Source organism: Curtobacterium sp. UNCCL17, assembly GCF_000686685.1.
Taxonomy (GTDB): domain Bacteria; phylum Actinomycetota; class Actinomycetes; order Actinomycetales; family Microbacteriaceae; genus Curtobacterium; species Curtobacterium flaccumfaciens.
Genome location: NZ_KK366002.1, coordinates 134,803 through 155,566, shown reverse-complemented (window position 1 = coordinate 155,566; position 20,764 = coordinate 134,803). Strand labels below are relative to the sequence as shown.

Below are 20,764 nucleotides of genomic sequence, written 5' to 3'. Positions count from 1 at the left end.
GCCTACTTGAAGATGATGGTGCGGGCGCCGTCGAGCAGGACGCGGTCCTCCGCGATCCAGCGCACCGCCTGGGTGAGCGTGCGGGACTCCTCGTCCTGCCCGATGGACACCAGCTCGGCCGGTTCCTTGGTGTGGTCGACGCGGACGACGTTCTGCTCGATGATCGGGCCCTCGTCGAGGTCGCTCGTCACGAAGTGCGCGGTCGCACCGATGAGCTTCACCCCGCGGGCGTGCGCCTGCCGGTACGGGTTCGCGCCCTTGAAGCCGGGCAGGAACGAGTGGTGGATGTTCACGGCGCGGCCCTCGAGCGCGGCGCAGAGCTCGGGCGACAGGATCTGCATGTAGCGGGCGAGGACCACGAGCTCGATGTCGTGCTCCTCCACCGCCTGCAGCACGCGTCGCTCCATCTGCTCCTTCGACTCGGCGTCGGTGACCGGGCGGTGCTCGAACGGCACGGAGTAGAACGCGGCGAGCTCGGACAGGTCCGCGTGGTTCGACAGCACGAGGGGGACCTCGATCGGCAGCTGTCCGCCGCGCTGCCGGTAGAGCAGGTCGTTCAGGCAGTGGCCCGCCTTCGACACCAGCACGAGGGTGCGCAGCGGACGCCCGACGACGTCGAGCTGGACGCGGGCGTCGTAGCGGGCGGCGACGGGGGCGAGCGCTGCCTCGAAGGCGGTGCGGTCCACCGGCGCCATCACCTGCAGGCGCATGAAGAACGTGTTCGTGTCGGCGCTGGAGAACTGCTGCGACTCGGTGATGTTGCCCTGGGCGGCGACGATCGCTCCGGAGACGGCGTGCACGATCCCGGGCTGGTCGTCGCAGACGAGCGTCAGGGTCCAGTGCGTGGGGGTCGGGTCGGTCACCGGATCAGGGTACCGGCCGCGGGGGATGTGCTTCGTGAGCAGGAACGGTCGAGTGGGCAGCGGCGACTCGACCGTTCCTGCTCACGAAGCGTCAGGCGCAGCGGCGGCGGCGTCGGGCGCGGGCGCACGCGCAGGGGCCGGTGCGTCGGCGTCACGCAGGCGACGGTCGGCCAGGGTCAGCACGGTCAGGAGCACCGCGACGCCGAGGATCACCCACGCCAGCACGTGCAGGTCCGGCGTCGTCGGGGCCTGGCCGAACACGCCGCCGATCAGCGAGGACGCCGCGATCGCCCCGATGTACACCGCGGTGCGGGACAGCCCGGCCGCGGTGCCGATGTACTCCGCGGGGACGAGCCGGTACAGCGCCGCCTGGTTCGACACCGACGCCAGCGCCTGCGGCACCCCGAACAGCGCCGGGGTCAGGGCGAGCAGGACGACGGGCGACCCGGTGTGCAGGAAGAGCAGGAGCACACCGCCGAGGATCGGCACCAGCGCGGCGACGACGAGTGGCCCGCGGATCGCGGTCTTCCGTGCGACGACGAACGAGGCCACCCCGGCGACGATCGCGGCCGGCAGCTGGATGTACCCGGCGACGTCGCTCGGGTAACCCGCGACGTCCTGCACCCACTGCGAGAACCCGTAGGTCATCGTGTAGGCGAGCAGGTACGTCAGGAACAGGCGGCCGTACGTGCGGGACAGCGCGCCGTTCCGGGCGAGCAGCCGCACGTCGACGAACGGTCGCACGGCCCGGAGCTCCCACGCCACGAGGGCGACGAGCAGCACGAGCGCCACCGCGAGCAGCCACCACAGCCCGGCGGACAGGTCGAGCAGGAAGACGAGCAGCGCCGAGACGGTCCCGGTCATCAGCACCATGCCGAGCGGGTCGAGCGCCTGCAGCACCGGCAGGTCGGCGTCGTCGCGCGGACGCAGCCGGTCGGACGGCAGCCAGAGCGTCGCCACGACGATGCCGAACACCGCGAGCGGCACGTTCACCAGGAAGATCGCGTGCCAGCCGAAAGCGGCGATGAGCGCCCCGCCGAGCGGTGGGCCGGCGGCGGCGGACACGAGCGACGTGATCGACAGCGCCCCGAGCACGAGCGGCGGCGTCGGCTTCCCGATCCGGGCGGAGTGCTGCCGGAGCGTGGTGAGCGCCGCCGGTTAGGCCGACGACGTCCCGATGCCGATGAGCACCCGGGCGAACACGGCGCCGCCGAACCCGGTCAGGACCTCGGGCACCACCCCGGCGATCCCGACGATGACGAGCCCGGTCAGGAACACCTTCTTCGGGCCGAACCGGTCGGCGAGCTTGCCCATCGTGGGCTGCGCGATCGCACTCGCCAGGTACAGGGCCGCGACGAGCCAGATCGCCTGCGCCGCACCGATGCCCAGGTCGCGGGAGATCGGGGTGAGGGCGACCGACACCATCGTGGTGTTGATCGGGTTGAGCAGGGGCCCGACGAGCACCGGGATGAGGAGCTTCGGACCGAAGCCGCTGCCCGTGGTCGTGTCGGGGGTCGTGGTGGTGGTGGACGTGAGAGCGCTTCTTCCGGTTGCAGGACTGGGCGAGGGGTGCGGGTCAGGGATCGACGATCGGCCCGAGCAGGTCCATCGCCCGCGCGACGACGCGGCGGTCCGCTTCGGGCAGGGTCGCGAGCCGCTCGGCGAGCTCGTGGTTCCGCGCGGCCCAGGCGGTCTGGCGCGCGTCCCGGCCGGCCGCCGTCGCGCTGACGATCGACCGCCGGCCGTCCGTCGGGTCGGCCTGCCGCTCGGCCAGGCCGAGGTCGACCAGGGCCTGGACGGTCGCGCCCATCGACTGCGGTCGGACACCCTCGGCTCGGGCCAGGTCGGCGATGGTGGCCGGCCCGTGCCGCAGCAGGCGTCCGAGGGCGGCGGTCTGCGACGCCGTGACGTCGTCCGACTTCGAGGCCAGCAACGACCGCCGCAGTCGCCCGTGCATCGTCAGCACGGCGTCGGCCAGGTCGGTCGGGTCGGTCTCCGGTGCGTCGGTCACGCCCCGGAGGCTAGTCCGTCACCAGCCCACCTTGCAAGTTTGCCTTCCGATACCGGTCGCGGAACGGCGGAACCGTCGTCGCCCGCGTCCGGCTCGAGCAGCGGGAGCAGGGTTGCCGAGATCGGTTCCGCGCCGTCGCCGAACCACGCGTTGCTCGCCCGGACGATCGGGTGGGCGCGTGCCAGCAGCGCCTCGCCCTGGTCGGTCAGTCGCATCCGGGAGGCCCGTCCGCGGCCCGGTGCAGCACCCCGCTCCACGAGTCCCCGCGTCGAGAGCCCCCCGACGAGCGTCGTCATGCTCTGCGGTCGGACGCCGACCGCCCGCGCCAGGTCGGCCTGGCTGAGCTCGCCGGCCGCTGCGAGCTGGATGAGCGCCCCGAACTCGACGGGTGTCAACCCGAGCGGCGCCAGCTCGGCCGCGAGTCGGCGGGAGAGCGTCCGTGCGGCCCGGATCACCGTCCAGGCCACGATGCCGTCGACGTCGTCACGCGGGGCTGGGAGTTCCTGGGGCACGGGGTGATCGTACCGGCGTACGTTCGCGTATCAGGAAACTGATATCAGAACCGGTCAGTGGAACGAGGAGCAGACATGGGCGAGATCGTGGCGGTCACCGGCGTGACCGGGGACGTCGGGGGCAAGACGGCGGAGCTGCTGCGGACGGCAGGGGTGACGGTGCGAGCCGTGGTCCGACGACCCGAGCAGGTCGACGCGCTCGGGGCGCGGGGCATCGACGGCCGCCTGGCCGACCTGGACGACGAGGACGCGCTCACCGCCGCGCTCGACGGGGTCGACCGGTTCTTCCTCGTGACGCCGGTGAGCCAGCGGCAGCGCGAGCAGGGCACCACCGGGGTCCGTGCGGCGCAGCGGGCAGGGGTCGGCCGGATCGTGCAGCTGTCGGGCGGGGACGCCGCCGAGCACTCCCCGATGTCGTGGGCGAGCGCCGCCTGGCACATCGACCGGATGGTGCGCGAGAGCGGGCTGGCGTGGACGATCCTGCACCCCTCGTCGTTCATGACGAACGTGCAGCCCTCGGCGCCCGCGATCCGACGGGGGTGGTTCCCGCACACCACGGGCCGCGGGGTGATCGGCTGGATCGACACCGAGGACATCGCCCGGACCGCCGCCCGGGTGCTGACGGAGGACGGCCACGACGGCACCGAACCGGTGCTCACCGGGCCGGACCTGCTCGACGCGCGGGGTGTCGCCGCCGCGCTCACCGCAGGGCTCGGCCGACCCGTGCGCGCCCTGCACCTGCCGAGCCGGGTCTACGCCGGTGTGCTGCACCTGAGCGGGGTGCCCGCCTGGCAGGCCGAGGGGCTCCGGCAGCAGTTCGGCCGGGTCGTCCGACGCGGCCTCGACGGCGTCGACGTGATGAGCGACGACGTCCTGCGCATCACCGGCTCCGCACCCCGGAGCCTGACCGACTGGGCGCGAGCCCACGGCGACGACCTGCTGGGGTGACCCGTCGCGCCGGAGGTGATCCGGGCCTCCAGGCCGTGGGCCGTCAGCGCGACGTGAGTGTCACGACCAGGTGCTCCTGCACGTAGCCGAGCCAGTCGTAGACGTCGCGCAGGCCGACGCCCGCGTCGGCCTCGACGGAGCGCTCCTCGTCGTCGGCGTCCTCGATGCCCAGCCGGTCGGCGATCGTCAGCCGCAGGTCGGTGAGGGTGCGGAGCCACGCCTGCTCGTCCTCGGCGTCGAGCGAACCGTCGCGGGTGCCCGTCAGCCAGTCGTGCACGATCGAGGCGTTCGTCGTCTTCTGCGTGAGCAGGTCGGACTGCGTGTACTTCCGGAACTCCGCGCTCGCCTCGTCGTCACCGGGGTAGGCGTCCGGGAACATCCGCTCGCTGATCGGATCGGTGGACAGGTCGCCGCCGAGCACCTGCCGCAGCTGCTCGGTGAGCGAGGCGAGCAGGTCGCGCTCGCCGGAGGACAGGCCGAGGTGGACGCCGTCGGCGCGGCGGACGAACGGGATCACGCTTCGGGGGCCTTGTCGACGGTCGCCTGCAGCCCGTAGCCGTGCATGGACTGTACGTGGGCCTCCATCGATTCGCGTGGACCCGACGCCACGATCGCCCGGCCGTCGTCGTTCACCTGGTGCATGAGTCGCTCGGCCTGCTCGCGCGAGAACCCGAAGTGCCGCTGGAAGACGTAGGTGACGTACGACATCAGGTTCACCGGGTCGTCCCACACCACCGTGACCCACGGGGTGTCCGACCGCGCACTGGTCCGTTCGTCCGTGGTGGTCCGTTCGTCCACGTCGGGCGAGAGCAGCGTCATGCATCCAGGGTGACACAGGGCGGGGTCCCTCGGTACGATCGTCAGGTCGCGACTGGCGTTGGATGGGTCACCATCGGGGAGCGACAAAGACACGGTGCGCGGCCGTACGCCTGGGCTGCACCGACCGACCGTCCGAGCGCGACCAGCTGGTCGTCCGCACACCGTAGGAGTCCCGTGTCCATTGCCGATCTGCCCCCGTTCGTCTCCGACTCGGCCGAGGTGGCCGAGCAGGCCGCCGCCCGCGCCGCGTTCAACGCCCCGCTCACCGAGGTCGACCCCGAGATCGCCGCCGTCCTGCAGCAGGAGCTCGGCCGCCAGCGCGACACCCTCGAGATGATCGCGTCCGAGAACTTCGTGCCGCGCGCCGTGCTCGAGTCGCAGGGTTCCGTGCTCACCAACAAGTACGCCGAGGGCTACCCGGGCAAGCGCTACTACGGCGGCTGCGAGTACGTCGACGTCGCCGAGCAGCTCGCCATCGACCGTGCCAAGGCGCTCTTCGGTGCTGAGTACGCCAACGTCCAGCCGCACTCCGGCGCGACGGCGAACGCCGCTGTCCTGCACGCCATCGCCTCGGCCGGCGACACCATCCTCGGCCTCGAGCTCGCGCACGGCGGGCACCTGACCCACGGCATGAAGCTCAACTTCTCCGGCCGCATCTACAACGCCGTGGCGTACGGCGTCGACCCCGAGACGTTCGAGGTCGACTACGACGACATCCGCGCGAAGGCCATCGAGCACCAGCCGAAGGTCCTGATCGCCGGTTGGTCCGCCTACCCGCGCCAGCTCGACTTCGCGAAGTTCCGCGAGATCGCGGACGAGGTCGGCGCGAAGCTCTGGGTCGACATGGCGCACTTCGCCGGCCTCGTCGCCGCCGGTCTGCACCCGTCGCCGGTCCCGCACGCCCACGTCGTCTCGTCGACGGTCCACAAGACCCTGGGCGGCCCCCGCTCGGGCATCATCCTGTCGAACGACGAGACCCTGTTCAAGAAGCTGAACTCCGCGGTCTTCCCGGGCCAGCAGGGCGGCCCGCTCATGCACGTGATCGCCGCGAAGGCCACCGCGTTCCTGCTCGCCGGCACCCCGGAGTTCAAGGACCGTCAGGAGCGCACGATCCGTGGCGCCCAGGCCCTCGCCGCCCGCCTGACCGCCGACGACGCCAAGGCCGCGGGCATCGACGTGCTCACCGGCGGCACCGACGTGCACCTGGTGCTCGTCGACCTGCGCGCGTCCGAGGTCGACGGCAAGCAGGCCGAAGACCTGCTGCACGAGGTCGGCATCACCGTGAACCGCAACTCCGTGCCGTTCGACCCGCGCCCGCCGATGGTCACCTCGGGTGTCCGCATCGGCACCTCGGCGCTGGCGACCCGCGGCTTCGGCGACGCCGAGTTCACCGAGGTGGCCGACATCATCGCGCTGACCCTCATGCCGAACCCGGACGTCGCAGCGCTCTCGGCCCGCGTGAAGGTCCTGACCGACGCGTTCCCGCTCTACGCGTGAGCGGTTCGGTCAGCGCGGCGCTCCCGCGCGAGCTCTGGGCCGGTGAAGGGAGTGCCGTCCGCATCGACGGCACCGCCCTCGCCGCCCGGACGCTCGACGAACTCCAGGGCCGGATCGACCGCCTGCACGAGCACGGCATCCGTCCGGGCCTCGGCACGATCATGGTCGGCTCGAACCCCGGCTCGATGTCCTACGTCGCTGGCAAGCACCGCGACTCGGCGTCGATCGGGCTCGACTCGCACCGCATCGACCTGCCCGAGACGGCGTCCGCTGCCGACATCCGGGCCGCGATCCTGCAGATGAACGACGACCCCCGGGTCACCGCGTTCATCGTGCAGCTCCCGCTGCCGCAGGGCATCGACCCGACGCCGATGCTCGAGCTGATGGACCCGGCGAAGGACGCCGACGGCCTGCACCCGACCAACCTCGGCGAGCTGGTGCTCGCCGTGCCCGGTGGTGCCGGCACGATCGACGCACCGCTGCCGTGCACCCCTCGGGGCATCGTCGCGATGCTCGACGCCTACGAGATCCCGATCCGTGGTGCGCACGTCACGATCATCGGGCAGGGGCTGACCGTCGGACGGCCGCTCGGCCTGCTGCTCACGCGGCTCGAGGCCACCGCGACCCTGACGCACTCGCTGACCGCCGACGTCGCCGCGGAGTGCCGTCGCGCCGACATCATCGTCGCCGCGGCCGGAGTCGCCGGGCTCGTCAAGCCCGACTGGGTGCAGCCCGGTGCCGCCGTCATCGACGTGGGGATCACCCGCGTCGTCAACGAGGAGACCGGCAAGGCGAAGCTGCACGGCGACGTCGACCCCGCGGTCGCATCGGTCGCGGGCTTCCTGTCGCCGACTCCCGGCGGCGTTGGGCCGATGACCCGCGCGATGCTCATGAAGAACGTCGTCGAGGCCGCCGAGCGCCAGCTGTCGTAGCGCGCGGGCTCTCGCGTGCCGATGGTGTGCAGCAATGGTCGGGTGGCGTCATCGCACCCGACCATTGCTGCTCACGAAGTGCACTCCGCCGGTGCTACGGTCGCGGCATGGGGGACGAACGACTGCAGACGGCGCCGGTGATGCGCCCCCGGCCCGAGCCGTCGCAACTGACCAAGGACGCCCGGTGGCTGATCGTCATCGTGGCGCTCTGCGTGCTGTTCCAGGCTCCGGGGTCGACCTGGTCGATGACACTCGCGCACGCCGGCCAGGAGTACACGTTCACGTCGGGCCCCTGGTTCGGGTGGACGCTCGCGACGGTGGGGTTCGCGGTCGCCGGGTTCGTCGTCGCGATCGCCCGCCGTGGTGCAGCCCGCTTCGACGAGCACACCGTGATGGGCCTGACCCTGGCTGCCGTGCTCGGGACGACCGTCGTGGTGTGGCTGCTCATGCCGGCGCAGACCGCGTGGGTGGAGTGGGCCGTGGAGCACGGTCGGACGCACCCGTTCGTGCTCGGGAACGTCGTGGAGTACGTCCGGTACGCGGACTACCTCGGCTGAGCAGGCTGTCGCGCGCGGTCGCGGCGGTCGGGGCTGTCGGGGTGCTGCCGTTCTTTCGCGCTGAGCGACAGCCCACGGGCTGATCGCCGCGTGAGCTGTCGCTGAGCGCGAAACGTCGAGCCCGCGAGCGGCCGCGCGCGCCGCAGCCGTCAGTCGCGCCGGGCGCCCTGCGCGGCGTGCACCGTGAACACGTTCGGCTCGCGGTACCCGGCGTCGGCGAAGGCAGCGGTGACGGCGGCGGTGATCACACCGCGCGACTCCTGGTCGACCAGCGCGATCGCCGCGCCGCCGAACCCACCCCCGGTCATGCGGGCACCGACGGCACCGTGCTCGACCGCCGTCGCCACGGCCAGGTCGAGCTCCGGCACGGAGATCTCGAAGTCGTCGCGCATCGACTCGTGCGACGCGACGAGCAGGGAACCGATCGTCCTCGGGCCCTGTTCGCGCAGCGTGCGGACGGTGTCGAGGACGCGCTGGTCCTCGGTCACGATGTGCCGAACGCGGCGGAAGGTCTCGTCGTCCAGGAGCTCCTGCGCACGAGGGAGGTCCTCGACGCTGACGTCGCGCAGCGCTTCGACACCGAGCACCCGCGCACCCTTCTCGCACGAGGCCCGACGAGCCGCGTAGCCACCGGTCGCGTGGGCGTGCTCGACGCGGGTGTCGATGACCAGGACCTCGAGCCCGTTCGCCTCGAGCGCCAGGTCGACGACGGCGGTGTCGAGCGTGCGGCAGTCGAGGAACACGACGGCGTCCTGCTCGCCGAGCAGCGAAGCGGACTGGTCCATGATCCCGGTGGGGGCACCGACGGCGTGGTTCTCCGAGTACTGCCCGACGCGCGCCAGGGTCTTCCGGTCGAGGCCGAGTTCCCACAGGTCGTTGAACGCCAGCGCGACACCGCACTCGATCGCCGCACTGGACGACAGGCCCGCACCGACCGGGACGTCGGACTCGATGAAGACGTCGAACCCGGTCTTGTCGCTCAGATCGGCTCCGGCCTGCTCGCGCAGGGCCCAGGCGATGCCGAAGACGTACGCCGACCAGCCGTTCATGGCCTCGGGCGACAGGTCGTCGAGGGACAGCGCCACCGGCTCGCTCGTGGCGTCGAAGGCGGAGGCAACGCGGATCGTCCGGTCGTCGCGCTGCGCGATGGAGGCGGTGGTGCGACGGTCGATCGCGAAGGGCAGCACGTAACCGTCGTTGTAGTCGGTGTGCTCACCGATCAGGTTGACGCGACCCGGGGCGGAGTACCGCACCGTCGGCTCGTACCCGTAGACCTGCTGGAACGTCATGCGCGCTCGACTCCCTGTCGGATGAACTCGGCCGCCTTCTCGGGCACGAGGTCCCCGATCCAGGCGCCCATGGCGGCTTCGCTGCCGGCCAGGAACTTCAACTTGTCCGCCGCACGTCGCGGCGAGGTGATCTGCAGCATCAGCCGCACGGTGTCGCGGGCGGTGTGCACCGGTGCCTGGTGCCACGCGGCGATGTACGGCGTCGGGTCGCCGTAGAGCGCGTCGAGCCCACGGGTGAGCCGGAGGTGCATGTGCGCCAGCTCGTCCTTCTCGGCGTCGGTCAGGCCGGCGAAGTCGGGGACGTGACGGTGCGGCAGCATGTGGATCTCGATGGGCCAGCGCGCGGCGAACGGGACGAAGGCGGTGAAGTGCTCGCCGGCGAGGACGACCCGCTCGGAACCCCGCTCGTTCGCCAGGTGCTGCTCGAACAGGTCCGGGCCGAACCGTTCGATGCTCGCGAGCAGTCGCTGGGTGCGCGGGGTGATGTACGGGTACGAGTAGATCTGTCCGTGCGGGTGGTGCAGCGTGACGCCGATCGCCTCGCCCCGGTTCTCGAAGGGGAACACCTGCTGGATGCCCGGCATCGCGGAGAGTGCGGCGGTGCGGTCGGCCCAGGCTTCGACGACGGTGCGGGCACGCGACTCGGAGATGGAGGCGAAGGACCCGGAGGTCTCGGGCGAGAAGCACACGACCTCGCACCGGCCGACCGAGCGGAGCTGGCGGTTCAGGCCGACGTCGCTCAGGGACTCGAGCGACTCGGGAGCGTCGTCGGCTTCGAGCAGCGGGCCGAACGACGGCGAGCGGTTCTCGAACACGGCGACGTCGTAGCGGCTCGGGATCTCGGACGGGTTGGCCGGGCTCTGGGGCGCGAGCGGGTCCTGGTCGGCCGGCGGCAGGAACACCCGGTTCTGCCGGGACGCCGCGATCGACACCCACTCGCCCGTCAGGACGTCCTGCCGCATCCGCGCCGTCTCGGGCCGCGGGTCGAGCACGCGCTCGTCGATGCTGCGTTCTGCGGGCAGCGTCGAGTCGGCGTCGTCGAAGTAGAAGAGGTCGCGGCCGTCCGCGAGCTTCGTCACGCGCTTGGTGATCACCGGAACAGCCTAGCGCCGATCCGAAGCGTTGCGAAAGGCATCGGAAGCAAGCGAAACTGTCCACATGACGGACGCCGACCTCTCCTTCCTCGCCGGCGCGCTGCCCGCGCCCCTGCGGCAGGACCGCATCGTCGCGATCGTCGACGGCGCCCCGGGCATGGTCCGGACGGCCGCGTTGGCCGCGTCCCTCGGCACCAGCGAGGTGACGGTCCGCCAGGACCTCGCCGTCCTCGACCAGGAGGCCCGGATCCGCCGGGTGCACGGGGGTGCGGTCCGCCTCGGGGCCGGGTCCACCGAGCGCCCCTTCGAGGAGACCGCCGTCGAGCACCAGGTGGCCAAGGCGGCCATCGGCCGTGCGGCGGCGGCGCTGGTGCGCCCGGGGGAGTGCGTCGTCCTCGACGTCGGCACCACGCCCGCCGCCGTCGCCGAGGCGCTCGTGGCGCGCACCGAACTCACCGGCGTCACCGTCGTCACGAACTCCCTCACCACGGCGCTCGCGCTCGAGCGAGCCGTCCCGCGCTTCACCGTGATCGTCACCGGCGGCACCCTCCGACCCCTGCAGCACTCACTCGTCGCGCCCTTCAACGGCGCGGTCCTGCCGATGATCGCCGCCGACCTCGTGTTCCTCGGTGGCACCGGCCTCGACGTCGACCACGGCCTGACGAACGTGAACCTGCCCGAGACCGAGGCCAAGCGGATGCTCGCGGGGACGGCCCGGCGTACCGTCGTGGTCGCGGACGGGTCGAAGTTCGGCCGGGCCCACATCGGGGTCGTCCGCGCGCTCGAGGACATCGACGTCGTCGTCACCGCCGAGGCCGACGCCGCCGCGGTCGCCACGATCCGGGCGGCCGGCGCCCAGGTGATCGTCGCCGACGGCGAGCAGCACACCGAACCAGCCGGAAGGAAGAACACCCCATGACCGCAGCACCCACGGGTGGCCAGTACCGCCTCCACCACGCCGGGCCCGACGGGGTCGTCGAAGCCGTGGTCACCGAGGTCGCCGCGGGCATCCGCGAACTCCGCGTCGCCGGCTTCGACATCACCGAGCCGTTCCCCGTGACCGAGCAGCCGCCGGGGGCGAACGGGATCGTCCTGGCACCCTGGCCGAACCGCGTCGCCGGTGGCGTGTGGGAGCTCGACGGCAAGCGGCAGCAACTCGACGTCTCGGAGCCCAAGTACGGCAACGCGTCGCACGGACTGCTCCGGTTCGCCCCGTACCGGGTGGTCTCGCAGACCGAGACGTCGATCCAGCAAGAAGCGACGATCCACCCGCAGCACGGGTGGCCCTTCACCCTCGAGACGCGCGTGCTGCACGAACTCGTCGACGACGGCATCCGCGTCACGCACGAGGTCACGAACCGTTCAGGCGTCCGTGCACCCTTCGCGATCGGTGCGCACCCGTACCTGCGCGCCGGGGACACCCCCGCCGACGACCTGGTCGTCACGCTCGACGCCGCGACCGCGTTCACCGTCGACGAGCAGAAGGTGCCGAACGGTTCGGTGCCGGTCGAGGGCACGCCCTACGACCTGCGCCAGGGGCGGCGGGCCGGGGACTCGGACCTCGACACCGCGTACAAGGACGTCACCCCCGACGCCGAGGGGATCCGCCGGACGACGATGCACGGGCCCGAGGGCGACGGGGTCGAGCTCTGGCAGGACGCCTCGTTCCCCTACGTGCAGGTCTTCACGTCGCGCGAGTACCCGCGTGGCGACGGGAAGGGCCTGGCGGTCGCGGTCGAACCGATGACGGCACCCGCCAACGCCCTGAACTCGGGCGAGGGCCTGCGCTGGCTCGAGCCGGACGAGACCTGGACCGGTTCGTGGGGGATCCGCCGCGTCTGGTCCTGAGGACTCCGGTCGGCGCGCACCGCTGACACGACGAAGGCCCCGCCGGGTGTCCGGCGGGGCCTTCGTCGTTCGTGTCGGGAGCCGGGCGTCAGCCGCGGCGCATCCGGAGCGCCTCGACCGCGAGGGACTCGGTCGCGTACCGGCCGACCTCGTGCGCCCATGCCGGGTCGTCGCCACGGAGCGCGATGAAGTCCTTGCGCTGCCGGCAGACGTAGCCGAGCACGGCGGTGGCCGTCGCGACCTCGATGAAGTCCTTGCGGATGTGGCGGGTCGTGACCTGGGCGTTGCGGCGGAGCGTGTCGAGCAGGAGCTCGTTGCTCATCGTCGTGTTGGTCGCTGCTGCGAGCTCGACGATGCGGCGCGCGTCACCGGTGGTGCTGGTCTGCGTGGCTTCGATGGGCTCGATCACGGTGTACCCCGTTCGTTCGTGGTGGTGCGGTGTTGCAGGATCCGTCGATCGGATCCGGGAACGACACTATCGGCGCTATGCCAACAATCCGCTGAGGGCGGGCTGGGCTGTGCAGGGGATCCGCCATGAGCCCGCTGAGGAGGACTTGTACCCCGGTGCCGCGGCCCCCGGCGCCCGGTCGCGCCGTCAGGAGCAGCGTTCGCTCGGCGCGGCCCTGGTGAGTTCCTCGAGCGCCCCGTCGATCTTGTCGGCCAGGTAGCGGTACCCGTCGTCGTTGAGGTGCTGCCCGTCGCCCGCCGCGTAGCTCGCGCTGTTGGCCGACGTGAACCACTGCCGGTCGATCGCGTCGATGAACGGCACCCGGGCGTCTCGTGCGCCGGCGGCGACCGCCGCCGAGATGGCCACGGTGGTCTTCGCGCGGGGCTGCGGTGCCGAGGGGCCGATCGCCACCACGACCGCGTCCGGCCACTGTCGCTCCGCGGTCCGCAGGGTCTGCTCGACGCGGGACTCGAGCGTCGCGGCGTCGACGAGCCAGTCGTTCTGGCTGCCCTGCACGATGACCAGCTCGGGATCGAGGGACGCGTGCCGTTCGATCCGCGCGATGTAGGTCCGTGCGGAGGAGTGCGACCTTCCGGTGTTCACGTAGCCGCTCCCGGGCACGCCGTCGATGGTGGCGTCCCAGCCGCGTTCCGCGACGAGGTCCTGCGCCCAACCGTGCATGCCGTCGTACGAGCCTCGCCCGGTCGTGTACGAGTCGCCGACGATGAGCACGTCCGAGCCGGCGGCGATCGCCGATGCCGCCTCGCTCGCCGACACGGTCGGCGCTGCCGGATCCGGCTGGCACGCGTCCGACACCGTCGGGAGCAGGACGAGGAGCCCGGCGACGCCGAGGCTCATCGCGCCGAGGGCGACAGCCGGTACCAGGCGTCGCCTCCGGCGTCGTCGTCTGAGCAGCAGCGAACGGGGACCGTCCGGCCATCCGCCGTCGGTTCGTCGGGCCACGGCCGGGATTCTACGCGGCCCGATCCGCACCTCGGCTGACCGGTGAGGAGTGTCCGCGAACACCGCTGGCGGCACGCGGAGCGCTGTCCTGGGCGTGGTTGGCTGGACACCCGCGACCGAAACCGACCCTGGGAGCTCCCGTGACGACCGTCACCTACGCCGGCGACAGCATCACCAACCCCGAGAACTCGTTCTCCTGGACCCGGTTCCTGACCGGGACCGATCTGCGGCTCGTCAGCGGTGTCGGCATCAGCGGCGCGACGTCGGCGGCGGTGCGGAACGCCGTGGCCCCCGTGGATGCCGACGTCCTCGTCGTCATGGTGGGCACCAACGACATCCGCCTCGGCGTGGGTCGGTCGACCATCCGCGACAACATCGCGGCGATCGTCGAGGTCGTCGGTGCCGACCACGTCGTCATCGGGCAGGTCGCACCGTCCAACCTGACCGACTACGGCGCCGACCACATCGACCGTGCCGCCGGCGGGTTCGCCCACAACCGCGACCTCGCGCGGTTCACGGCCGATCGGGGGTGGCTGCTCGTCGACCCCTGGTTCCCGGTCCGTCGCCTCGACGGCACCTACGCGTCCGGTGCGGCCGACGTCGACGGCGTCCACCCGACGGTCGCGACCGGCACCACGGCCGGGGCGATCCTGTCCACCGCCATCCGCATCGCCGCCGGTGGGGCGTCTGCCTGACACAGCGGCGTTCGCGAAGGTGTGGGCCCCGCGGGCTCGCCGGAGTTCGGGAGGGTGTGGGCCCCGTGGGGCTCGAACCCACGACCCTCGGATGAAAAGCCGGCGTTCGGGAGGGTGTGGGCCCCGTGGGGCTCGAACCCACGACCCTCGGATTAAAAGTCCGGTGCTCTACCAACTGAGCTAGAGGCCCTCACCCGCAAGGCTAGCGGGTGAGGGCCTCCAGGACGGAACCGTCGGTCCGGGTCAGCCCCGACGTCCGGTGAGCGAGCGCAGCAGCCACGCGATGACCGCGATGACCAGCAGCACGATGCCCACCCAGAGCAGGAACTTCAGGCTCGCGGCGAACCCGCCGACGAACAGCAGGATGACTGCGATCACAGCCAGGATGATGAGCAGGGCGTTCATGGAAGATCCTCTCCTTCACGTGCAGGGAGGAGCGCCTCCCTGCCGCAACACGGTACGCGTGGCGCAGCCGTTGCGTTCTGGGCGAACGGGACGCGAGCGTGTCACCGGCCGCGCCTACACTGCTGCGGTGCCTCGCGATCACCACCGTCCCGTCCACTTCACCGACGCCGAGTTCGCCGCCATCCAGGGCGGTGAGGACCCGGCGCTGGTGAACCGTGTCGCGCACGAGACCGCGAACGCACTGCTGCACCGGGTGCGCGAAGACCCGGACCCCGCCGTGGTCGAGCGGCTCGTCACCTACACCGACGTGCACGGCATCGACGCCATCGCGGAGCTGTGGGCACGGGTCGGGGCACACACCCTGCCGGGGGCGCTCTGGCGGGTGTACCTGGTGCGCATCGTCATCCGGCAGAACCCGGAGGAGATCGCGTACCTGTTCGAGCGGGGTACGGCGCAGATCGGCACGATCGACCAGGCGGTCGCTGGTGCCGAGGAACCGACGGGCCCGGCCGAGATCCTGACGCTCGCCGACCGCATCCTGCACGGCCTGTACACGGGCGACCTCGCGGTGGCGCTCGACCGCGGGGCGTCGTTCTGCCGTCTGACCGCCGCCGGCGCGACGGCCGTGGCGGACGAGTCGGACCTGGTCGCGTCCGAGCGCGCGAGCGAACTCACGACGCGGGCGCTCCGCCTGACGGAGCTGGCGGCCGACCTGACCGAGGCGGCGGCGCTCTGGCGCCGCGACAGCCTGGACTGAGCGCGCGGCGGGACGGACCCGCACCGGGCCTCCAGGCCCGCGCTGCAGTCCGGAACGCATCCGGGCATGACGGAACGCATCCGGGCATGAAAAGACCGGGCCGCAGAAGCGCCTCTCGGCGCGAGGCCGCTCGAAGCGGCGAATTTTGGAGCCCGGGGCTTGCTGCGGCCCGGCGACACCAAGTCTACGAGACGCTGGCTGATCACTCGACCCTGTTCACTCATGGTGGACAGAACCGGCCCCGGGCGTGCCCGCGGGAACCCCTTCGAAGGCCCGCCGCGCCCATCCTGCCGAGAAATCCCGACCCCCATCCAATCCACAGCGGGGACCGCGCCGAATCATCTGCGTGACGGTCGGAATGCCCGTCACGAAGCGAGAGGCCCGGTGTGACCCGGACCGGCACCGCCGGTCAATTCCCTGTGGGTCACGCCGGCCCCTCGTCTCGACCGCCCATGCGGAGGCTTCGTGCTACCCGCCTGGTCAACGAAAGCAACCGAGAGGAGGGAAACCTGCAATGCTTGCCCTCGTGGATAGCGACACCGAACGCTGGAGCTCGTCAGAGCCAGCTCAGGCATCGCCGGACGACCTCCTCGCCCGGGTCGCCGCCGGTGACCAAGCCGCCTTCGCGGACCTCTACGACGCACTCTCCGGTCGGGTCCTCGGTCTGATCACGCGCCTCCTCCGGGACCGCGCGCAGTCGGAAGAGGTCACGCAGGAGGTCTTCCTGGAGGTCTGGCAGCAGGCCACCCGCTTCGACCGGAAGCGCGGTACCGCGGCCAGCTGGGTCCTCACCATGGCCCACCGCCGAGCGGTCGACCGGGTCCGTGCCTCGCAGTCGTCGCACGACCGCGACACCAAGATCGGCATCCGCGACCTCGAGGCCGGTTTCGACCAGGTCTCCGAGTCCGTCGAGATCCGCATCGAGCACGAGCGCGTCGGCCGAGCGCTGGCGAAGCTCACCGAGTTCCAGCGGCAGGCCGTGCAACTCGCGTACTACGGCGGCTACTCGCACAGCGAGATGGCCGAACACCTCGGTGTCCCCATCGGCACCGTCAAGACCCGTCTCCGTGACGGGATGATCCGACTCCGAGACGAGATGGGGGTGACCTCATGACCGAACGCCACGACGACCCCGCACTGATGACGGGTTCCCACGCCCTCGACGCGCTGTCCGACGACGAGCGCGCGCTCCTCGAGGACGCCCTCCGGACGTCCCCCGAGCTGCAGGCCGAGAACGACTCGCTGCGCGAGACCGCGCTGCAGCTCGCCTACGCCGTCGCACCGATCGAGCCCCCAGCGTCGCTCAAGGCGTCGCTGCTGGCCCAGATCGCCACGACCCCCCAGGCCGCACCCCTCGCCGACACGACGGTCGACCAGATCCCGGTCGCCGAGACCACCTCCGTCCAGGAGGCCCGTCCCGAGCCCGCCAGGCACGTCGCCTCGATCGCCGACGGCCCCACCGCCGGTGGCCGGGCTTCCTCCGAGGCTCGCCGCCGCTGGTTCCAGCGTCCGGCGGTCATGCTGACGGCCGCAGCTGCCGTCGCCGCGGTCTTCTTCGGCGGACTCGGCGTCGGATCGATCTTCGACCCGAACGGCTCCGGCACCGGCACCACGCAGGCCTCGAGCGGCCTCGACCGCATCTACGCCGCGTCCGACTTCCAGCGCACCACGACCAAGGTCGCGGGCGGGGGTTCGGCGACGGTCGTGTGGTCGAACGACCTCGGCAAGTCCGCGGTGATCCTCGACGGTGTCGAGCAGGCGCCGAAGGGTAAGACGTACGAGCTCTGGTACATCGGCTCCGAGGAGCAGGGCGGCACCATCAAGTCGGCCGGCCTGGTCGACGGTGCAGCAGACGGCGTGCACTCCGCCGTGCTCAAGGGCGCGATGTCCGAGGGCGCGACGATCGGCATGACGGTCGAGCCCGAGGGCGGTTCCGAGCAGCCGACCACCTCGCCGATCATGGCGGTCCCCACCACCACGGCCTGACGCGACGCGCGGTCCTGCTGGACTGCCACCGACGCAGAACGACGAAGCCGCTGTCACACGACAGCGGCTTCGTCGTTCCGCGTCCGTATGACGCTCAGTCGTTGCTCCGACGCGACCACGAACGCCGCCGCAACCAAGAAGGCCCGGTGCGCGTCCTTGGCGGACGTGCACCGAGCCTCCAGGCAGTCCGTCAGCGCGACGGACGGATGCCGATCAACCGAAGCGGCCCGAGACGTAGTCCTCGGTGGCCTGCACGGACGGGTTCGAGAACATCGTCGCGGTGTCGTCGAACTCGATGAGCTTGCCGGGTGCACCGGTGCCGGCGATGTTGAAGAACGCCGTCTTGTCGCTGACGCGCGACGCCTGCTGCATGTTGTGGGTCACGATCACGATCGTGAACTCCTTCTTGAGCTCCTCGATCAGGTCCTCGATGGCGAGGGTCGAGATCGGGTCGAGGGCCGAGCAGGGCTCGTCCATCAGGAGCACGTCCGGCTCGACCGCGATCGCGCGGGCGATGCAGAGACGCTGCTGCTGCCCACCGGACAGGCCCATGCCGGGCTTGTCGAGGCGGTCCTTGACCTCGTTCCACAGGTTCGCGCCCTGCAGCGAGCGCTCGACGATGTCGTCGGCTTCGGAGCGGGAGACGCGCTTGTTGTTGAGCTTCACGCCGGCGAGCACGTTGTCGCGGATCGACATCGTGGGGAACGGGTTCGGACGCTGGAAGACCATGCCGACCTGGCGACGGACGAGCACGGGGTCGACGCCGGCGCCGTACAGGTCGTCGCCGTCGATCTTGACCGAGCCCTCGACCCATGCGCCGGGGATGACCTCGTGCATGCGGTTCAGGGTGCGGAGGAAGGTGGACTTGCCGCAGCCCGACGGGCCGATGAAGGCCGTGACGGTGCGGGGCTCGATGGTGATGTCGACACCCTCGACCGCCTTGAACTTCGAGTAGTAGACGTTGAGGCCGTCGACCTCGATGCGCTTGGACACGTTGATCCTTCTGGGTGGGTGGTGTCGCTGGTTCCGCGGGGGCGGAGGGTCAGCGGCTGAGCTTGGGGGCGAAGAGACGGGTGATGAACCGGGCGAGCAGGTTGAGCAGCATCACGATCAGGATGAGCACGAGGGCCGCGGTCCAGGCCCGGTCGACGAACGGCACCGGGTTGGCGCCCTGCTGCGAGTACTGCGTGTACGCGTACACCGGCAGGGTCATCATCGGGTCACGGAACAGGTTGTAGTTCATGCTCGCGGTGAAGCCGGCCGTGACGAGCAGCGGGGCGGTCTCACCGATGACGCGGGCGATCGAGAGCATGACGCCGGTGGTGATGCCGGCGAGGCTGGTGGGGAGCACGACCTTGAGGATCGTGAGGTACTTCGGCACCCCGAGGGCGTACGAGGCCTCGCGGAGTTCCATCGGGACGATCTTCAGCACCTCTTCGGTGGAGCGCACGACGATCGGGATCATCAGCACCGACAGGGCGACGGAGCCGACCAGGCCGAAGCGGGCACCCGGGCCGAGGAACAGCGCGAACAGCGCGTAGGCGAACAGACCGGCGACGATCGACGGGATGCCCGTCATGACGTCGACGAAGAACGTGATGCCCTTCGCCAGGGCGCCGCGACCGTACTCGACCAGGTAGATCGAGGTGAGCAGGCCGATCGGCACCGAGATGAGCGCCGCGAACAGCGTGATCTCGAGCGTGCCGATGAGGGCGTGGACCGCGCCGCCGCCCTCGGAGATGACCCCGCGCATCGAGTACGAGAAGAAGTTCGCGTCGAAGCGGGCGATGCCCTTGGCGATGACCGTCCAGAGCAGCGACACCAGCGGCAGGACCGCGATGACGAACGCCGTGATGACGAGCGAGGTGACCAGGCGGTCGACCGCCTTGCGGCCGCCCTCGACGATGCGCGAGATGACGACGATGAGGACGTCGAACAGGACCGTGCCGAGGAAGATCGCGGCGACGACGTTGAAGTCCTTGACGGCGCCACCCGCGTTGAGCAGGGCGAAGACCAGGACGAGGGCGACCCAGCTGCCGACCAGCAGCAGCCACGGGACGGAGGCGTGCAGCTTGCCGTTGGCGTAGACGTTGCCGGCGGTGCCGGTCTGACGGAGCGCGAGGGACATCGGGTGCGACCTCTCAGCTGACTCGGCTGCGGACGATGTACCGCGCGAGCATGTTGATGACCAGGGTGATGACGAAGAGGATCAGACCCGACGCGATGAGCGCGTTGAGTGCGGTGCCCGAGGCCTCGGCGAACTGCAGGGCGATGTTCGCGGCGATCGTCGAGGGGTTCTGCGACGTCAGCATCTGGAACGTGACGTTCGTCGAGACCGACAGCACCAGCGCGATCGCCATCGTCTCGCCGAGTGCACGGCCGAGGCCGAGCATGATCGCGGAGACGATGCCGGACTTCGCGAACGGCAGGACCGACAGGCGGATCATCTCCCAGCGGGTCGCGCCGAGGGCCAGGGCCGCTTCCTCGTTGAGGGTCGGGGCCTGCAGGAAGATCTCACGCATGACCGCGGTCATGATGGGGATCGCCATGACGGCGAGGACGATCGACGCCGTCAGGATCGTGCGGCCGGTGCCGGACACCTGGCCGGAGAACAGCGGGAACCAGCCGACGTACTCGTTCAGGAACACGTAGAACGGCTTCACCAGGGGCGCCAGCACGGCGATGCCCCAGAGGCCGTAGACGACCGACGGCACCGCGGCCAGCAGGTCGATCACGTAGCCGAGGACCGGCGCGAGTCGACGCGGCGCGAAGTGCGAGATGAAGAGGGCGATGCCGAGGGACAGCGGCACGGCGATCACGAGCGCGATGAGCGCGGACCAGACGGTGCCGAAGACCAGGGGGCCGACGAAGTCCCAGAAGTTCGTGGCCTTGCCCGGCAGCTCGCCGACCTTGGCGGAGAAGGCCGGGATGCTCTGCCACACGAGGAACGCGGCGACGAGCACGAGCACGAAGAGGATGAGGCCGCCGGCGATGACCGACGCGGCGGAGAAGACGCGGTCGCCGACACGGACGACGGCCTTCGGCTTGATCGGGGTGACGGTGGCCCCTGGCTGGGCCGGTGCGGTCGTCATGGGGTACTCCTGTCGGAGGAACGCCGGGGGAGGCGACGGGTTCTGGGG

23 protein-coding genes, 1 tRNA gene, 1 pseudogene and 1 riboswitch are annotated in these 20,764 nt (G+C 71.0%); of the genes and pseudogenes, 10 read left to right on the top strand and 15 right to left on the bottom strand.

Features of this window, described 5'->3' with window-relative positions:
• Positions 1-2: 2 nt before the first annotated feature.
• From purU to BR70_RS22515, 4 genes and pseudogenes are all read right to left on the bottom strand, one after another.
• Positions 3-863, bottom strand: a complete 861-nt coding sequence (purU, locus tag BR70_RS0114535; RefSeq protein ID WP_027466647.1) for a formyltetrahydrofolate deformylase — start codon at positions 861-863, stop codon at positions 3-5.
• A gap of 81 nt (positions 864-944) precedes the next feature.
• Positions 945-2,327: pseudogene (locus tag BR70_RS21170) on the bottom strand (MFS transporter).
• Positions 2,328-2,439: 112 nt separating this feature from the next.
• Positions 2,440-2,874, bottom strand: a complete 435-nt coding sequence (locus BR70_RS0114525; RefSeq protein ID WP_027466646.1) for a MarR family winged helix-turn-helix transcriptional regulator — start codon at positions 2,872-2,874, stop codon at positions 2,440-2,442.
• Complete coding sequence (locus BR70_RS22515) at positions 2,871-3,386, bottom strand: MarR family winged helix-turn-helix transcriptional regulator (RefSeq protein ID WP_051596978.1); 516 nt, start codon at positions 3,384-3,386, stop codon at positions 2,871-2,873. The genes BR70_RS0114525 and BR70_RS22515 overlap by 4 nt, the downstream gene beginning before the upstream one ends.
• A gap of 75 nt (positions 3,387-3,461) precedes the next feature.
• On the opposite strand from BR70_RS22515, the gene BR70_RS0114515 reads away from it, so the two are divergent.
• The gene (locus BR70_RS0114515; RefSeq protein WP_051596977.1) at positions 3,462-4,334 is read left to right on the top strand and encodes an NmrA family NAD(P)-binding protein; all 873 of its coding nucleotides are present in this window, start codon (positions 3,462-3,464) and stop codon (positions 4,332-4,334) included.
• A gap of 43 nt (positions 4,335-4,377) precedes the next feature.
• Here the strand turns inward: BR70_RS0114515 and BR70_RS0114510 are convergent, their stop codons facing one another.
• Both BR70_RS0114510 and clpS read right to left on the bottom strand, forming a co-directional pair.
• Complete coding sequence (locus tag BR70_RS0114510) at positions 4,378-4,851, bottom strand: DUF2017 family protein (RefSeq protein WP_027466644.1); 474 nt, start codon at positions 4,849-4,851, stop codon at positions 4,378-4,380.
• Positions 4,848-5,153 (bottom strand): ATP-dependent Clp protease adapter ClpS, encoded by a 306-nt coding sequence (clpS, locus tag BR70_RS0114505; RefSeq protein ID WP_027466643.1) that lies wholly within the window; start codon positions 5,151-5,153, stop codon positions 4,848-4,850. The genes BR70_RS0114510 and clpS overlap by 4 nt, the downstream gene beginning before the upstream one ends.
• Positions 5,154-5,191: 38 nt before the next feature.
• Positions 5,192-5,276, top strand: a riboswitch (ZMP/ZTP riboswitch).
• A gap of 96 nt (positions 5,277-5,372) precedes the next feature.
• Between clpS and glyA the strand changes: the two genes are divergently transcribed.
• The 3 genes from glyA (at position 5,373) to BR70_RS0114490 (ending at position 8,139) form a co-directional block, all read left to right on the top strand.
• Positions 5,373-6,650: a serine hydroxymethyltransferase gene (gene glyA, locus BR70_RS0114500; protein WP_017888107.1), complete on the top strand. Its 1,278-nt coding sequence runs from the start codon at positions 5,373-5,375 to the stop codon at positions 6,648-6,650.
• Positions 6,647-7,582: a tetrahydrofolate dehydrogenase/cyclohydrolase catalytic domain-containing protein gene (locus tag BR70_RS0114495; protein WP_051596976.1), complete on the top strand. Its 936-nt coding sequence runs from the start codon at positions 6,647-6,649 to the stop codon at positions 7,580-7,582. The genes glyA and BR70_RS0114495 overlap by 4 nt, the downstream gene beginning before the upstream one ends.
• A gap of 107 nt (positions 7,583-7,689) precedes the next feature.
• The gene (locus BR70_RS0114490) at positions 7,690-8,139 is read left to right on the top strand and encodes a hypothetical protein (RefSeq protein ID WP_027466641.1); all 450 of its coding nucleotides are present in this window, start codon (positions 7,690-7,692) and stop codon (positions 8,137-8,139) included.
• Positions 8,140-8,288: 149 nt separating this feature from the next.
• Here BR70_RS0114490 and galK read toward each other — a convergent pair whose 3' ends face one another.
• Complete coding sequence (gene galK, locus BR70_RS0114485) at positions 8,289-9,428, bottom strand: galactokinase (protein ID WP_027466640.1); 1,140 nt, start codon at positions 9,426-9,428, stop codon at positions 8,289-8,291.
• On the bottom strand, positions 9,425-10,522 hold the full coding sequence (galT, locus tag BR70_RS0114480; RefSeq protein ID WP_027466639.1) for a galactose-1-phosphate uridylyltransferase: 1,098 nt from the start codon (positions 10,520-10,522) through the stop codon (positions 9,425-9,427). The genes galK and galT overlap by 4 nt, the downstream gene beginning before the upstream one ends.
• Before the next feature lie 64 nt (positions 10,523-10,586).
• Here galT and BR70_RS0114475 point away from each other — a divergent pair, with 64 nt between their 5' ends.
• On the top strand, positions 10,587-11,441 hold the full coding sequence (locus tag BR70_RS0114475) for a DeoR/GlpR family DNA-binding transcription regulator (protein WP_027466638.1): 855 nt from the start codon (positions 10,587-10,589) through the stop codon (positions 11,439-11,441).
• The gene (locus BR70_RS0114470; RefSeq protein WP_027466637.1) at positions 11,438-12,370 is read left to right on the top strand and encodes an aldose 1-epimerase family protein; all 933 of its coding nucleotides are present in this window, start codon (positions 11,438-11,440) and stop codon (positions 12,368-12,370) included. The genes BR70_RS0114475 and BR70_RS0114470 overlap by 4 nt, the downstream gene beginning before the upstream one ends.
• Before the next feature lie 88 nt (positions 12,371-12,458).
• On the opposite strand, the gene BR70_RS0114465 is transcribed toward BR70_RS0114470, so the two are convergent.
• Positions 12,459-12,779 carry a hypothetical protein gene (locus tag BR70_RS0114465; RefSeq protein WP_027466636.1) on the bottom strand — a complete coding sequence of 107 codons (321 nt, stop codon included), beginning with the start codon at positions 12,777-12,779 and terminating at the stop codon, positions 12,459-12,461.
• A 186-nt stretch (positions 12,780-12,965) separates the two neighbouring features.
• Positions 12,966-13,781 (bottom strand): SGNH/GDSL hydrolase family protein, encoded by an 816-nt coding sequence (locus BR70_RS21160; protein ID WP_155896895.1) that lies wholly within the window; start codon positions 13,779-13,781, stop codon positions 12,966-12,968.
• Between the two features lie 140 nt (positions 13,782-13,921).
• On the opposite strand from BR70_RS21160, the gene BR70_RS0114455 reads away from it, so the two are divergent.
• The gene (locus tag BR70_RS0114455; RefSeq protein WP_027466635.1) at positions 13,922-14,476 is read left to right on the top strand and encodes an SGNH/GDSL hydrolase family protein; all 555 of its coding nucleotides are present in this window, start codon (positions 13,922-13,924) and stop codon (positions 14,474-14,476) included.
• Positions 14,477-14,593: 117 nt separating this feature from the next.
• Here the strand turns inward: BR70_RS0114455 and BR70_RS0114450 are convergent.
• A tRNA-Lys gene (locus BR70_RS0114450) sits at positions 14,594-14,666 on the bottom strand.
• 53 nt (positions 14,667-14,719) lie between these two features.
• Complete coding sequence (locus tag BR70_RS23635; protein WP_138801981.1) at positions 14,720-14,881, bottom strand: DUF2207 domain-containing protein; 162 nt, start codon at positions 14,879-14,881, stop codon at positions 14,720-14,722.
• A gap of 127 nt (positions 14,882-15,008) precedes the next feature.
• On the opposite strand from BR70_RS23635, the gene BR70_RS0114440 reads away from it, so the two are divergent.
• The 3 genes from BR70_RS0114440 (at position 15,009) to BR70_RS0114430 (ending at position 17,624) form a co-directional block, all read left to right on the top strand.
• Positions 15,009-15,638, top strand: coding sequence for a hypothetical protein (locus BR70_RS0114440; protein ID WP_027466634.1), 630 nt, complete (start codon positions 15,009-15,011; stop codon positions 15,636-15,638).
• Positions 15,639-16,152: 514 nt separating this feature from the next.
• Positions 16,153-16,752 carry an ECF RNA polymerase sigma factor SigK gene (gene sigK, locus BR70_RS0114435; RefSeq protein WP_027466633.1) on the top strand — a complete coding sequence of 200 codons (600 nt, stop codon included), beginning with the start codon at positions 16,153-16,155 and terminating at the stop codon, positions 16,750-16,752.
• Complete coding sequence (locus tag BR70_RS0114430; protein WP_035809238.1) at positions 16,749-17,624, top strand: anti-sigma factor; 876 nt, start codon at positions 16,749-16,751, stop codon at positions 17,622-17,624. Before sigK ends, BR70_RS0114430 begins: the two co-directional genes overlap by 4 nt.
• Before the next feature lie 213 nt (positions 17,625-17,837).
• Here the strand turns inward: BR70_RS0114430 and pstB are convergent, their stop codons facing one another.
• From pstB to pstC, 3 genes are read right to left on the bottom strand one after another with little or no spacing between them, the layout of a single operon-like run.
• Positions 17,838-18,617: a phosphate ABC transporter ATP-binding protein PstB gene (gene pstB, locus BR70_RS0114425; protein ID WP_027466631.1), complete on the bottom strand. Its 780-nt coding sequence runs from the start codon at positions 18,615-18,617 to the stop codon at positions 17,838-17,840.
• 49 nt (positions 18,618-18,666) lie between these two features.
• Entirely contained in the window at positions 18,667-19,752 is a 1,086-nt protein-coding gene (pstA, locus tag BR70_RS0114420) for a phosphate ABC transporter permease PstA (RefSeq protein WP_027466630.1), read from the bottom strand.
• Between the two features lie 13 nt (positions 19,753-19,765).
• On the bottom strand, positions 19,766-20,716 hold the full coding sequence (gene pstC, locus BR70_RS0114415; RefSeq protein ID WP_027466629.1) for a phosphate ABC transporter permease subunit PstC: 951 nt from the start codon (positions 20,714-20,716) through the stop codon (positions 19,766-19,768).
• Between the last annotated feature and the right edge of the window lie 48 nt (positions 20,717-20,764).

Coding starts and splice junctions, on each gene's coding strand:
- BR70_RS0114515 (WP_051596977.1), top strand. CDS start 3,462: ATGGGCGAGATCGTGGCGGTCACCGGCGTGACCGGGGACGTCGGGGGC.
- clpS (WP_027466643.1), bottom strand. CDS start 5,153: ATGACGCTGCTCTCGCCCGACGTGGACGAACGGACCACCACGGACGAA.
- BR70_RS0114490 (WP_027466641.1), top strand. CDS start 7,690: ATGGGGGACGAACGACTGCAGACGGCGCCGGTGATGCGCCCCCGGCCC.
- galK (WP_027466640.1), bottom strand. CDS start 9,428: ATGACGTTCCAGCAGGTCTACGGGTACGAGCCGACGGTGCGGTACTCC.
- BR70_RS0114475 (WP_027466638.1), top strand. CDS start 10,587: ATGACGGACGCCGACCTCTCCTTCCTCGCCGGCGCGCTGCCCGCGCCC.
- BR70_RS0114470 (WP_027466637.1), top strand. CDS start 11,438: ATGACCGCAGCACCCACGGGTGGCCAGTACCGCCTCCACCACGCCGGG.
- BR70_RS23635 (WP_138801981.1), bottom strand. CDS start 14,881: ATGAACGCCCTGCTCATCATCCTGGCTGTGATCGCAGTCATCCTGCTG.
- sigK (WP_027466633.1), top strand. CDS start 16,153: ATGCTTGCCCTCGTGGATAGCGACACCGAACGCTGGAGCTCGTCAGAG.
- BR70_RS0114430 (WP_035809238.1), top strand. CDS start 16,749: ATGACCGAACGCCACGACGACCCCGCACTGATGACGGGTTCCCACGCC.
- pstA (WP_027466630.1), bottom strand. CDS start 19,752: ATGTCCCTCGCGCTCCGTCAGACCGGCACCGCCGGCAACGTCTACGCC.
- pstC (WP_027466629.1), bottom strand. CDS start 20,716: ATGACGACCGCACCGGCCCAGCCAGGGGCCACCGTCACCCCGATCAAG.